Origin of the sequence: Pseudomonas sp. IT-P176 (genome assembly GCF_949767245.1) — a bacterium.
Taxonomy (GTDB): Bacteria; Pseudomonadota; Gammaproteobacteria; order Pseudomonadales; family Pseudomonadaceae; genus Aquipseudomonas.
Window position 1 is genome coordinate 223,865 of the sequence record NZ_CATKPN010000090.1, and the last position, 12,863, is coordinate 236,727.

15 protein-coding genes and 1 tRNA gene are annotated in these 12,863 nt (G+C 59.7%); 3 read left to right on the top strand and 13 right to left on the bottom strand.

Annotated features, from left to right (window positions below; genetic code table 11):
* Nucleotides 1–19 precede the first annotated feature (19 nt).
* The 7 genes from hscB to trmJ all read right to left on the bottom strand — a co-directional run bounded on the left by hscB (nucleotide 20) and on the right by trmJ (nucleotide 4,955).
* Complete coding sequence (gene hscB, locus ACM6IP_RS23760) at nucleotides 20–541, bottom strand: co-chaperone HscB (RefSeq protein WP_095166052.1); 522 nt, start codon at nucleotides 539–541, stop codon at nucleotides 20–22.
* 8 nt (nucleotides 542–549) lie between these two features.
* Entirely contained in the window at nucleotides 550–873 is a 324-nt protein-coding gene (gene iscA / locus ACM6IP_RS23765) for an iron-sulfur cluster assembly protein IscA (RefSeq protein ID WP_003227904.1), read from the bottom strand.
* Between the two features lie 34 nt (nucleotides 874–907).
* Nucleotides 908–1,294, bottom strand: a complete 387-nt coding sequence (iscU, locus tag ACM6IP_RS23770; protein ID WP_003443374.1) for a Fe-S cluster assembly scaffold IscU — start codon at nucleotides 1,292–1,294, stop codon at nucleotides 908–910.
* Between the two features lie 89 nt (nucleotides 1,295–1,383).
* Nucleotides 1,384–2,598 carry an IscS subfamily cysteine desulfurase gene (locus tag ACM6IP_RS23775; RefSeq protein WP_095166053.1) on the bottom strand — a complete coding sequence of 405 codons (1,215 nt, stop codon included), beginning with the start codon at nucleotides 2,596–2,598 and terminating at the stop codon, nucleotides 1,384–1,386.
* 50 nt (nucleotides 2,599–2,648) lie between these two features.
* The gene (gene iscR / locus ACM6IP_RS23780) at nucleotides 2,649–3,140 is read right to left on the bottom strand and encodes a Fe-S cluster assembly transcriptional regulator IscR (protein WP_095166055.1); all 492 of its coding nucleotides are present in this window, start codon (nucleotides 3,138–3,140) and stop codon (nucleotides 2,649–2,651) included.
* 265 nt (nucleotides 3,141–3,405) lie between these two features.
* Nucleotides 3,406–4,182, bottom strand: coding sequence for a serine O-acetyltransferase (gene cysE, locus ACM6IP_RS23785; protein WP_095166057.1), 777 nt, complete (start codon nucleotides 4,180–4,182; stop codon nucleotides 3,406–3,408).
* A 2-nt stretch (nucleotides 4,183–4,184) separates the two neighbouring features.
* Nucleotides 4,185–4,955, bottom strand: coding sequence for a tRNA (cytosine(32)/uridine(32)-2'-O)-methyltransferase TrmJ (trmJ, locus tag ACM6IP_RS23790; protein WP_159997807.1), 771 nt, complete (start codon nucleotides 4,953–4,955; stop codon nucleotides 4,185–4,187).
* Nucleotides 4,956–5,100: 145 nt separating this feature from the next.
* Here trmJ and suhB point away from each other — a divergent pair, with 145 nt between their 5' ends.
* Nucleotides 5,101–5,919: an inositol-phosphate phosphatase gene (gene suhB / locus ACM6IP_RS23795; protein WP_414862385.1), complete on the top strand. Its 819-nt coding sequence runs from the start codon at nucleotides 5,101–5,103 to the stop codon at nucleotides 5,917–5,919.
* 141 nt (nucleotides 5,920–6,060) lie between these two features.
* On the opposite strand, the gene ACM6IP_RS23800 is transcribed toward suhB, so the two are convergent.
* The 6 genes from ACM6IP_RS23800 to queA all read right to left on the bottom strand — a co-directional run bounded on the left by ACM6IP_RS23800 (nucleotide 6,061) and on the right by queA (nucleotide 12,143).
* Nucleotides 6,061–6,609, bottom strand: coding sequence for a glycine zipper 2TM domain-containing protein (locus ACM6IP_RS23800; RefSeq protein ID WP_095166060.1), 549 nt, complete (start codon nucleotides 6,607–6,609; stop codon nucleotides 6,061–6,063).
* A gap of 119 nt (nucleotides 6,610–6,728) precedes the next feature.
* Nucleotides 6,729–7,643, bottom strand: coding sequence for a protein translocase subunit SecF (gene secF / locus ACM6IP_RS23805; protein WP_095166062.1), 915 nt, complete (start codon nucleotides 7,641–7,643; stop codon nucleotides 6,729–6,731).
* A gap of 9 nt (nucleotides 7,644–7,652) precedes the next feature.
* Entirely contained in the window at nucleotides 7,653–9,521 is a 1,869-nt protein-coding gene (gene secD, locus ACM6IP_RS23810; RefSeq protein ID WP_095166064.1) for a protein translocase subunit SecD, read from the bottom strand.
* Nucleotides 9,522–9,583: 62 nt separating this feature from the next.
* Nucleotides 9,584–9,919, bottom strand: a complete 336-nt coding sequence (gene yajC, locus ACM6IP_RS23815) for a preprotein translocase subunit YajC (RefSeq protein ID WP_095166066.1) — start codon at nucleotides 9,917–9,919, stop codon at nucleotides 9,584–9,586.
* Between the two features lie 44 nt (nucleotides 9,920–9,963).
* The gene (gene tgt / locus ACM6IP_RS23820; protein WP_166592911.1) at nucleotides 9,964–11,079 is read right to left on the bottom strand and encodes a tRNA guanosine(34) transglycosylase Tgt; all 1,116 of its coding nucleotides are present in this window, start codon (nucleotides 11,077–11,079) and stop codon (nucleotides 9,964–9,966) included.
* A 14-nt stretch (nucleotides 11,080–11,093) separates the two neighbouring features.
* Complete coding sequence (gene queA, locus ACM6IP_RS23825; protein ID WP_095166070.1) at nucleotides 11,094–12,143, bottom strand: tRNA preQ1(34) S-adenosylmethionine ribosyltransferase-isomerase QueA; 1,050 nt, start codon at nucleotides 12,141–12,143, stop codon at nucleotides 11,094–11,096.
* Between the two features lie 107 nt (nucleotides 12,144–12,250).
* Between queA and ACM6IP_RS23830 the strand changes: the two genes are divergently transcribed.
* Nucleotides 12,251–12,335 (top strand) — tRNA-Leu (locus tag ACM6IP_RS23830).
* Between the two features lie 126 nt (nucleotides 12,336–12,461).
* The gene (locus ACM6IP_RS23835; protein WP_414862386.1) at nucleotides 12,462–12,758 is read left to right on the top strand and encodes a hypothetical protein; all 297 of its coding nucleotides are present in this window, start codon (nucleotides 12,462–12,464) and stop codon (nucleotides 12,756–12,758) included.
* Nucleotides 12,759–12,863: the final 105 nt, after the last annotated feature.

Consider the following 12,863-nt stretch of genomic DNA (forward strand, 5'->3'; position numbering starts at 1 on the left):
CGACCGAGGCGGCACTGGGTTAATCGTCGAGGCGCTCTTCTAACTGGCGCACTTCGTAGGTGAGCTTGTCGAGGAACTGCATGCGCCGCATCAGGCGTTCGGCCTGTTCGCGTTGCGCGGCATCGTTCCAGCAAGCTGCGAAGCTTTGGTTCAGTTCTTCCTGGGCGACCTTCAGGCGGCGCTTGAATACCGCAACCCCGGCCAGGTCGGCACTGTCTTGCAGGTCTTCGAGCTCTTCGCGCCATTGCATCTGCTGCAGAAGAAATTCCGGATCATGCACCGTGACCTCCAGCGGCAACTCACCACCACCCATGGCGAGCAGGTAACGCGCGCGCTTGGGGGGATTCTTGAGCGTCTGGTAGGCCTCGTTGAGGCTCGCGGATTGCTCTAGCGCCAGCCGTTGCTCACGCTCGGAAGCATCAGCAAAGCGGTCCGGATGAACGCCGCGCGCCAACTCACGGTAGCGCGTAGCCAGCTGGTCGAGGTCCAGGTTGAAGCTCGGTTGCAGCTCAAATAAAGCGAAATGACAAGGAGTACCCACGACAAGCCTCAGATGTTGAAGCTTTCGCCGCAGCCACATTCACCGCGTACGTTGGGATTGTTGAACTTGAAGCCTTCGTTCAACCCTTCCTTGACGAAATCGAGTTCGGTGCCGTCCAGGTAGGCCAGGCTTTTCGGGTCGATGATCACTTTCTCGCCGTGACTTTCGAACACCTGATCCTCTGCCACCACTTCGTCGACAAACTCCAGCACGTAGGCAAGGCCGGAACAGCCCGTGGTGCGAACACCCAGGCGAATCCCCTCACCTTTGCCGCGCCCGTCGAGGGAGCGTCGCACGTGTCGAGCAGCCGCTTCTGTCATGCTGATAGCCATCGTTGACTCCTTACTCGTCGCCAAAACCTGAAAGTCAGATCAAGCCTTTTTTCTGCTTGTAGTCGCGAACAGCAGCCTTGATGGCGTCTTCAGCGAGTACCGAGCAGTGGATTTTCACTGGCGGCAGGGCCAGTTCTTCAGCCAGCTGAGTGTTCTTGATGGTCTCGGCTTCATCCAGGGTCTTGCCCTTCATCCACTCGGTGGCCAGGGAGCTGGAAGCAATGGCGGAACCGCAGCCGTAGGTCTTGAACTTGGCGTCTTCGATGATGCCTTGCTCGTTGACCTTGATCTGCAGGCGCATCACGTCGCCGCACGCTGGGGCGCCGACCATGCCGGTGCCGACATCAGGATCTTCCGCGTCCATCTTGCCGACGTTGCGCGGGTTCTCGTAGTGGTCGATGACCTTTTCGCTGTAAGCCATGATTCTTAATCCTCACTCATCAGAGAGTCGCTCTTTGGGCCCTGCAAACCGAAATTTCAAGACAGGACCCGTGTGCGGCGACTTATATATCAGTGTGCCGCCCACTCGATCTTCGAAATGTCGACGCCGTCTTTGTACATGTCCCACAGCGGCGACAGAGCGCGCAGCTTGGTAACGGCCTCGCAGACTTTCTGCGCGGCGTAATCGATTTCTTCTTCGGTGGTGAAGCGGCCGAAGGTGAAGCGGATCGAGCTGTGTGCCAGTTCGTCGTTGCGGCCCAGGGCGCGCAGTACGTACGAAGGCTCAAGCGAAGCCGAGGTGCAGGCCGAACCGGAGGAAACCGCCAGGTCCTTGAGCGCCATGATCAGCGATTCGCCTTCAACGTAGTTGAAGCTCAGGTTCAGGTTGTGCGGAACGCGGGCGGTCAGGCTGCCGTTGACGTACAGCTCTTCCAGATGCTCGACCTGCTTGTAGAAGCGGTCGCTCAGGGCCTTGATGCGCACGTTCTCGGCAACCATGTCTTCCTTGGCTACGCGGAAGGCTTCGCCCATGCCGACAATCTGGTGAGTGGCCAGGGTGCCGGAGCGCATGCCACGCTCATGACCGCCACCGTGCATGGTCGCTTCGATGCGCACACGCGGCTTGCGGCTCACGTACAGTGCGCCGATGCCTTTAGGGCCGTAGGTCTTGTGGGCGGAGAACGACATCATGTCGACTTTCAGCTTCTGCAGGTCGATCTCGACCTTGCCAGTGGACTGTGCGGCGTCGACGTGGAACAGGATGCCCTTGGAACGGAGCAACTCACCGATGGCGGCGATGTCGTTGATGGTGCCGATTTCGTTGTTCACATGCATGACCGAAACCAGGATGGTGTCGTCACGCAGTGCAGCTTCGATCATTTCCGGAGTCACCAGACCATCGGTGCGCGGCTCGAGGTAGGTCACTTCGAAACCTTCACGCTCCAGTTGGCGCATGGTGTCGAGGACAGCCTTGTGCTCAATCTTGGTGGTGATCAGGTGCTTGCCTTTGGTGGCATAGAAATGTGCCGCACCCTTGATTGCCAGGTTGTCGGACTCGGTGGCACCGGAGGTCCAGACGATTTCACGCGGGTCGGCGTTGACCAGGTCGGCGACCTGGCGGCGAGCGTTCTCGACCGATTCTTCGGCTTTCCAGCCGAACACGTGGGAGCGGGACGCCGGGTTACCGAAGTTTCCGTCGACCAGCAGGCATTCACTCATCTTTTGCGCGACACGCGGATCAACCGGGGTGGTCGCAGAGTAATCAAGGTAAATCGGCAATTTCATGGACTATCTCCTAAATCAGGCTGGCTGGCGTGCCGCTAGCTCTTTGGCTGTCATTCGACGGCGGACGCTTCAATCTTGTCCAGGCGCGGCGACTTGCTGTTGCAACGACGCTGGTCCTGACGCTGGGCTACTTCTTGTACCTCACGGCGAGTGACAAGATCAGCCAAGCTGATACCGCTGAGAAATTCGTGGATTTGCAGGCTCAGATCACACCACAAGTGGTGGGTCAGACAGGTATCGCCGCCGTGGCAATCACCCAGACCCTGGCACTTGGTAGCGTCAACCGATTCATTTACCGCGTCGATTACCTGAGCAACCTGGATCCCCTGCATGTCACGCGACAGCTGGTAGCCGCCGCCAGGACCACGAACACTGGAAACCAGGTTGCTGCGGCGCAACTTGGCAAAAAGCTGTTCGAGGTAGGACAGGGAAATGCCTTGGCGCTCGGAAATGTCAGCCAGGGACACAGGCCCATGCTGCGCGTGCAACGCCAGGTCAAGCATGGCGGTGACAGCGTATCGGCCTTTTGTAGTCAGTCGCATGGACAATTACCGCGGAGTTTCGGGATGGGAGGAGTATGCAATTCCCGAGTATTTAAGTCAACTATAAGACCTAGTACTTTAGTCAGGTTTACCTGCAAAAGAGCGCGCGTATCATAGCAAAGCCGTGCGGGTTACAGCCAGCAGTACCGCGTGATCGTTCATCGCGGGCAAGCCCGCTCCCACAGGGATTTTCGGTGCCAACACAGGCTGTGCATCACCGAAGACCTTGTGGGAGCGGGCTCGCCCGCGATGGGGGCGACTCGGTCTAGCTGGCCTGGGTCTGATCCTTGTCTTTCACACAGGCGAAATCTTCTTCGCGCAACTCAGGCAGGTCCTTGGCACAGTACGGGCTGCCGAGGTCTTTCAGCGCGCCGCACATCCCTTCCAGACGACCATCCACCGCCTGCAGGTGGTCGAGCAACTGACCAATGGCCCGTGCCACCGGGTCAGGCATGTCTTCGCCGACACCGTAGGCATCAAATCCGATCTTCTCGGCCATGGCCTTGCGCTTGGCCTCCTGCTCGTCGTCGGACTTGACGATGATCCGCCCTGGAATCCCGACCACAGTCGCACCGGCCGGCACCGCCTTGGTCACAACCGCATTGGAGCCGACCTTGGCGCCCGCCCCTACGGTGAACGGCCCCAGCACCTTGGCGCCGGCACCCACCACCACACCATCTTCCAGCGTCGGGTGGCGCTTGCCTTTATTCCAGCTGGTACCGCCCAGGGTCACGCCCTGATACAGCGTCACGTCATCACCGATCTCGGCGGTTTCACCAATGACGATGCCCATACCGTGATCAATAAAGAAGCGTCGGCCGACCTTGGCACCCGGGTGAATCTCGATCCCGGTCAACCAGCGACCGAAGTTCGATACCAACCGCGCCAGCCATTTCCAGCCCCACCCCCACAGCGCCGCCGACAGGCGATGAATCCAGATCGCGTGCATGCCCGGGTAGCAGGTCAGCACTTCGAATGCATTACGTGCCGCCGGGTCTCGGTGGAAAACGCTCTGGATATCTTCACGCAAACGCTCGAACATCATTAATCCTTCCGCTTAAGGAGCTCACCACGGGCCGCTTTCTGGGTTTCCGTGAGGATGCCACGCAAAATATTCATCTCCGCCCGGCTGACCGAGCTTCGTCCGTACAGCCGGCGCAGGCGCGCCATCAAGTGTCGCGGTTTTTCCGGATCGAGAAACTCGATGGCCACCAGGGTCTGCTCCAGGTGCTCATAGAATCGCTCCAGCTCATCCATGGTCGCCAGCTCACCGCTCTTGGTGGACGCCACTTCTTCCTTCTCGACCTTGCTTGGCTGACCTTGCGCGGCCAACCAGGACATGCGCACTTCATAGCTCAACACCTGCACCGCGGCCCCCAGGTTCAGCGAGCTGAACTCAGGGTCCGAAGGAATGTGCACGTGATAATGACATCGCTGCAGCTCTTCATTGGTCAGGCCGGAATCTTCACGACCAAACACCAAGGCAATCTCGGCACCGGACGCCGCTTCCTCGACCACCTTGGTCCCGCACTCGCGCGGATCGAGCAGCGGCCAGGGAATGCGACGATCGCGCGCGCTGGTGCCAAGCACCAGGTTACAGCCCACCAGCGCATCTTCCAGGGTGGCGACCACTTGTGCGTTTTCCAGGATATCGCCGGCACCCGAGGCCCGTGCATCGGCCTCGTGATGGGGAAACAGCCGCGGCTCCACCAGCACCAGGCGCGACAGCCCCATGTTCTTCATGGCACGCGCAGCCCCACCGATGTTTCCCGGATGACTGGTATTGACCAGGACGACACGAATGTTCTGCAGCAAGGGAGGCGCTCTCTGACAGGGAATTTGGTCGCAAATCTTACAGTTCATCCTAAAGTTAAGCTACGAAAGCAAACGTCGTCGTTCACCTGTAGAAACTTTCTGCTAGAATGCTCGGCTTTCTTTAACAACCTTAGGTGACACATCCATGCAGCCCATGCTGAATATCGCGCTGCGCGCCGCCCGCAGCGCCAGTGAATTGATTTTCCGCTCCATCGAGCGCCTGGATACCATCAAGGTCGATGAAAAAGACGCCAAGGACTACGTGTCCGAAGTGGATCGCGCGGCCGAACAGAAAATCGTCGACGCCCTGCGCAAAGCCTACCCGAACCACTCGATCCTCGGTGAAGAGACCGGCATGCACGCTGGCACCGGCATCGAAGGCGAAGAGTACCTGTGGATCATCGACCCACTGGACGGCACCACCAACTTCCTGCGTGGCATCCCCCACTTCGCCGTCAGCATCGCCTGCAAATACCGTGGTCGCCTGGAACACGCCGTGGTCCTGGACCCGGTTCGCCAGGAAGAATTCACCGCCAGCCGTGGCCGTGGCGCCCAACTGAACGGTCGTCGCCTGCGCGTCAGCGGTCGTACCAGCCTGGACGGCGCCCTGCTGGGTACTGGCTTCCCGTTCCGTGACGACCAGATGGACAATCTCGATAACTACCTGGGCATGTTCCGCGCCCTGGCTGGCCAGACTGCCGGCATCCGCCGCGCTGGCGCCGCGAGCCTGGACCTGGCGTACGTCGCCGCCGGCCGTTTCGACGCATTCTGGGAGTCGGGCCTGTCCGAGTGGGACATGGCTGCAGGCGCCCTGCTGATCCAGGAAGCAGGCGGCCTGGTGAGCGACTTCACCGGCGGTCACGACTTCCTCGAAAAAGGCCACATCGTTGCCGGCAACACCAAATGCTTCAAGGCAGTCCTGACGGCCATCCAGCCGCACCTGCCAGCCTCGCTGAAACGCTAAGCTTCCAGCGACAGAGAAAGCACCCTGCGGGGTGCTTTTTTTATGCCTGCCATTTGCCCTCCTACAGGGGATTGCGGCGGTGCATGGATCGCGGGCACAAAAAAGCACCCCGCAGGGTGCTTCTTTTTTAATCCGAACCCTTTATTGAGCCGGTTCGTTCTGGCCCAGGACCAACTGACCTTCCTTGTTGACCGGAATCTGGTTGCCTGGATCGCGATCCATGCGCACCTTGCCTTCCTTGCCGTCGAGCGAATAACGCACGTCGTAGCCTACGACCTTGTCGCTGATGTCATTGACCGTGTTGCAGCGGGTTTGCGTGGTGGTATAGGTGTCACGCTCCTGCATGCCCTCCTGCACCTTGTTACCGGCATAACCGCCACCTACCGCACCAGCGACCGTGGCGATCTTCTTGCCGGTGCCGCCACCGATCTGGTTACCCAACAGGCCACCGGCCAGCGCACCGACCACGGTACCTGCGATCTGGTGTTGATCCTTGACCGGCGCCTGACGGGTCACGGTCACGTCCTTGCACACTTCACGTGGAGTCTTGATCTGTTTCTTGACCGGTTCAACGGCCAGTACTTGCGCATACTCAGGGCCGCTTTTTACCAGGCTGTAGGTGGCAACAGCACCCCCGGCAGTCACACCGACAGCACCCAATACCGCACCAACCAGCAACGACTTGTTCACATGAACCTCCTGACCATCACATGCGGGACATGCCCGCGCTTCTCCCAGCCTTGGAGCACAAAAAAAGGCGCGAGTTCAATACTCGCGCCTTTTTGGGTACTACCAAGTGGGAAAACGTCTCAAGGACGGTCGTCCACTTCCTTATCGGTGTTGACCGTAGGGATCAGGTCTTCACTGCTCAGGTTCAGCCAGATCAGCACCACGTTGGCGATGTAGATCGACGAGTAAGTACCCGCCAATACACCCACCAGCAGGGCCAGGGAGAAGCCGTACAGGTTGTCGCCACCGAAGAACAACAGCGCGGCGATCGCCAACAGGGTCGAAACCGAGGTGGCAATGGTGCGCAGTAGGGTCTGGGTGGTCGAGATGTTGATGTTCTCGATCAGCGTCGCCTTGCGCAGTACGCGGAAGTTCTCACGCACCCGGTCGAATACCACGATGGTGTCGTTGAGCGAGTAACCGATGATCGCCAGTACCGCCGCCAGCACCGTCAGGTCGAAGGTGATCTGGAAGAACGACAGGATACCGATGGTCACGATCACGTCGTGGATCAGCGACACGATGGCCCCGACCGCAAACTTCCACTGAAAGCGGAACGCCAGGTAGATCAAGATGCCGCCCAGCGCCATGAGCATGCCGAGGCCGCCCTGGTCGCGCAGTTCTTCACCTACCTGCGGGCCGACGAACTCGACGCGCTTGACCACGGCCGGGTTGTCGCCGCCGACCTTCTGCAAGGCCTCGGCTACCTGGTGACCCAGTTGTGGGTCTTCGCCTGGCATGCGCACCAGCAAGTCGGTGGTCGCACCAAAGCTCTGCACCACCGCCTCGTGATAACCCGAGGTAACCAGTTGCTCACGCACCTTGGTCACATCGGCCGGACGCTCATAGGTCAGCTCGATCAGCGTACCGCCGGTGAAGTCCAGGCCATAGTTCATGCCCTTGGTGGCAACACTGAACAACGCCAGCACCGTGAGGAACAATGTGACGCCGAACGCTACGTTGCGAACGCCCATGAAGTTGATTGTACGTAACATGGCAGCCCCTTAAATCCACAACTTCTTGAAGTCACGACCGCCGAAGATCAGGTTGACCATCGCACGAGTAACCATGATGGCCGTGAACATCGAGGTCAGAACCCCGAGGGACATGGTCACGGCGAAGCCCTTGACCGGACCTGTGCCCATGGCAAACAGAATCCCGCCCACCAGCAAGGTGGTCAGGTTGGCGTCGAGAATCGCGGTGAATGCGCGCCCGAAACCTTCGTTGATCGCCCGCTGCACCGTCATGCCCGCCGCGATCTCTTCACGAATCCGCGAGAAGATCAGTACGTTGGCGTCGACCGCCATACCCATGGTCAAGACGATACCGGCGATGCCTGGCAGGGTCAGGGTTGCACCCAGCAGCGACATCAGGGCCAGCAGCAACACCATGTTCACGCCCAGCGCCACGGTGGCGATCAGGCCGAAGAAACGGTAGATGGCCATGATGAACAGCGACACGAACAGCATGCCCCACAGCGACGCATCGATACCCTTGGTGATGTTGTCAGCACCCAGGCTTGGACCGATGGTACGTTCTTCAGCGAAGTACATCGGGGCCGCCAGACCACCGGCGCGCAGCAGCAACGCCAGCTCCGAGGATTCGCCCTGGCCGTTCAGGCCAGTGATGCGGAACTGCGCGCCCAGCGGCGACTGGATAGTCGCCAGGCTGATGATCTTCTTCTCTTCCTTGAAGGTTTGCACCGCCACGTCTTTCTCGACGCCGTCGACGACCTGCTTGACGTAGGTGGTCACCGGACGTTGCTCGATGAAGATCACCGCCATGCTGCGACCGACGTTGGAGCGGGTCGCACGGTTCATCAGCTCGCCGCCATGACCGTCCAGGCGAATGTTCACCTCTGGGGTGCCGTGCTCGCCGAAACCGGCCTTGGCGTCAGTTACCTGGTCGCCAGTGATGATCAGGCCACGCTCGATCTGCGCAGGAGGACGCTTGCCCTCGCGGAATTCGAACATCTCGGAAGTGGCTTTGGACGCGCCCGGCTCTGCTGCCAGACGGAACTCAAGGTTGGCCGTCTTGCCCAGGATTCGCTTGGCTTCGGCAGTGTCCTGCACGCCTGGCAGCTCAACCACGATGCGGTTGGCACCCTGACGCTGAACGATAGGCTCGGCAACACCCAGCTCGTTGACGCGGTTACGTACCGTGGTCAAGTTCTGCTTGATGGAGTACTCACGGATTTCCGCCAGCTTGGCCGGGGTCATCGCCAGACGCAGTACCGGCTGACCATTGAGGTCGGCGGGAACAATGTCGAAATCGCTGAAGCTCTTGCGGATCAGTGCACGGGCCTGTTCGCGGGCTGCTTCATCAGTGAAGCCCAGCTGGATGGCACCGTTGAGTTGCGGCAGGCTGCGATAGCGCAGGCGCTCTTTGCGCAACAGGCTCTTGACGTCGCCTTCGTAGACTTTCATGCGGGCGTCGATGGCTTTGTCCATGTCCACTTCCAGGAGGAAGTGCACACCACCGGACAAGTCCAGACCCAGCTTCATCGGGTGCGCGCCGAGGCTGCGCAGCCATTGCGGGGTGGTTTGTGCCAGGTTCAGTGCAACGACATAGTCATCACCCAAGGCCTTGCGCACGACGTCCTTGGCCGGAAGCTGGTCTTCCTGCTTGGTCAGGCGAATCAGGCCGCCCTTGCCGTTGGCTGCCAGCGTGGCTGCCTTGACGGTGATCCCGGACTCGTTGAGCGCTTTGCTCACACGATCCAGATCCGCCTGATTGACCTGCAGCGCAGTGCTTGCACCGCTGACCTGAATGGCCGGGTCATCAGGGTAAAGATTGGGAGCGGAATAAACCAGACCGATCGCCAGCACCGCCAGGATCAGTACGTATTTCCACAGAGGGTATTTGTTCAGCATCACGCCGCCCGCTTATGACGCGGGGCGCCTTGCGCGCCCCGTCGATTGGTAGAAGATGAAACTCAGATCGCTTTCAGCGTGCCTTTTGGCAGCGTGGCAGCGATGGCGCCTTTCTGGAACTTCAGCTCTACCGAGTCAGAAACTTCGAGAACCACGAAATCATCCGCTACTTTGGTGATCTTGCCGGCGATGCCGCCGGAGGTCACAACTTCATCACCTTTTTGCAAGTTGCTCAGCAGGTTCTTCTGCTCTTTGGCGCGTTTGGCCTGTGGACGCCAGATCATCAGGTAGAAGATGACCAGGAAACCGACCAGGAAAATCCACTCAAAGCCAGTGCCAGCAGGGCCGGCAGCAGGTGCAGCGGCGTCTGCCATCGCATTCGAGATAAAAAAGCTCATTTAGCACTCCAGTTGCAGAATTAGTGTCTTAAACGTTTTAAAACTCAGTCCAAAGGCGGAACAGGCAACCCGCGCTTGGCATAGAAGGCATCGACAAAGGCGGCCAATGTACCCTGTTGAATAGCCTCGCGCAAACCAGCCATAAGCACTTGGTAATGGCGCAAATTGTGGATGGTATTGAGCATGCTTCCCAGCATTTCGCCGCACTTGTCCAGATGATGCAGATAAGCGCGGGAGAAGTTCTGGCAGGTATAGCAATCGCAGGTCGGATCGAGCGGCGAATCATCATGGCGATGAAACGCGTTACGGATCTTCAGCACACCAGTATCAATGAACAGATGCCCATTGCGGGCATTACGGGTTGGCATCACGCAATCGAACATGTCCACCCCGCGGCGCACACCCTCAACCAAGTCTTCCGGCTTGCCAACACCCATAAGGTAACGAGGTTTGTCAGCCGGCATCTGGCCCGGGAGGTAGTCCAGCACCTTGATCATCTCGTGCTTGGGCTCGCCCACCGACAGGCCGCCAATGGCCAGGCCGTCAAAACCGATCTTGTCGAGGCCTTCCAGGGAGCGCATGCGCAGGTCCTGGTGCATGCCGCCCTGAACGATCCCGAACAGCGCCGCGGTGTTCTCGCCATGGGCGTTTTTCGAACGCTGGGCCCAGCGCAGCGACAGCTCCATGGAGATCCGCGCCACGTCTTCGTCGGCCGGGTACGGCGTGCATTCGTCAAAAATCATCACGATGTCGGAGCCCAGGTCACGCTGGACCTGCATCGACTCTTCCGGGCCCATGAACACCTTGGCGCCGTCCACTGGCGAGGCGAAGGTCACGCCCTCCTCCTTGATCTTGCGCATGGCGCCCAGGCTGAACACCTGGAAACCACCGGAGTCGGTCAGGATCGGGCCTTTCCACTGCATGAAATCGTGCAGGTCGCCGTGCTTCTTGATCACTTCAGTGCCAGGACGCAGCCACAGGTGGAAGGTATTACCCAGGATGATCTCGGCGCCAGTGGCCTCGATATCCCGCGGCAACATGCCCTTGACCGTGCCGTAGGTACCCACCGGCATGAACGCCGGGGTCTCGACGGTGCCACGCGGGAACGTCAGGCGCCCCCGACGGGCTTTGCCGTCGGTGGCCAAAAGTTCGAAAGACATACGACAGGTGCGACTCATGCTGTTTCCTCTGGGCCGCGCGGTGCGGGATTGCGGGTGATGAACATCGCATCACCGTAGCTGAAAAAGCGGTACCCATGCTCGACGGCTGCCTGATAGGCGGCCATGGTCTCGGGGTACCCGGCGAACGCCGAAACCAGCATCAACAGCGTGGATTCGGGCAAATGGAAGTTGGTGACCAGGGCATCGACCACATGGAACGGCCGGCCCGGGAAAATAAAGATATCGGTGTCGCCGCTGAACGGCTTGAGCACGCCATCGCGCGCTGCACTTTCCAGCGAACGCACGCTGGTGGTCCCCACGGCCACCACCCGCCCACCGCGCGCCCGACAGGCCGCCACTGCGTCCACCACGTCCTGGCCGACTTCCAGCCACTCGCTGTGCATGTGGTGGTCTTCGAGCTTCTCGACACGCACCGGCTGAAAGGTGCCAGCCCCCACGTGCAGGGTCACGAACGCAGTCTCGATGCCCTTGGCGGCAATCGCCTCCAGCAGCGGCTGATCGAAATGCAGCCCCGCCGTCGGCGCCGCCACTGCGCCCAGGCGCTCGGAGTACACCGTCTGGTAGCGCTCGCGGTCGGCGTCTTCATCCGGACGGTCTATATAAGGAGGCAGCGGCATATGCCCGACGCGGTCGAGCAGCGGCAACACTTCCTCGGCAAACCCCAGCTCGAACAGCGCATCGTGGCGCGCCAGCATCTCGGCCTCGCCCCCACCGTCGATGAGGATCTTCGAGCCAGGCTTGGGCGACTTGCTGGAACGCACATGGGCCAGCACGCGGTGACTGTCGAGCACCCGCTCCACCAGAATTTCCAGCTTGCCGCCGGAAGCCTTCTGGCCAAACAGGCGCGCCGGAATCACCCGGGTATTGTTGAACACCATCAAGTCGCCCGGGCGCAAATGCTCAAGCAAATCAGTGAATTGACGGTGCGCCAGGGCGCCGCTAGGCCCATCCAGGGTCAGCAGGCGACTGCCGCGCCGCTCAGCCAAAGGGTGGCGAGCGATCAGCGAATCAGGGAGTTCGAAAGTAAAGTCAGCAACGCGCATGATGGGGTTCGTCTAGCAGGGCCGGGAAGTCTAGCGGAAATATCAAAAATTCTCCATGTACCTGATTGACCGACGGTTATCTCCTCTCTATACTTCGCCGCCATTGAGCCCTGATGGCGGAATTGGTAGACGCGGCGGATTCAAAATCCGTTTTCGAAAGGAGTGGGAGTTCGAGTCTCCCTCGGGGCACCATATAGCAGTATCTGAAAGTCTCTACCAGGCTTTCAGACCCAAAGAAACCGGCCATTTGAGCCGGTTTTTTTGTGCCTGTCTGTTTACCCCTGCCCCCAGGTGCCGCACGCAACTCAAGGACGATTCATGAACAGGATGCTCTGTGCCGCGCTGAGCCTTTCGATTATCGCGTCATCCTTGATCGGGTGCGCCGCAAAACCTGTGAAGGAACCGCTCAAAGTCCCTCAGGTTTACGGCTACACCTTGAATCAGCCGCTTTCCAGCGATGAGTTCAAGGCGCTTTCCGCTCCCGGAGGCGAGAACGGCATGGGCTCCCAGGTTTTCAATCGTATCGATGAGCAAGGCGATCCCTATGAGGTCTTGCTTGATGGGCGGATCCGCCCGGAAATGATCCGCAAGGAACACTGTCACTGCTCCATCTGAACGAGGCGTGGGCGATAAGATCGACGATGCCTACGAGGGCGCGTGGATCACTGTGCTCATGATCCCCCTGTTGCCGTTTGTGCTGGTGGGCTGGGCCGTTGACAA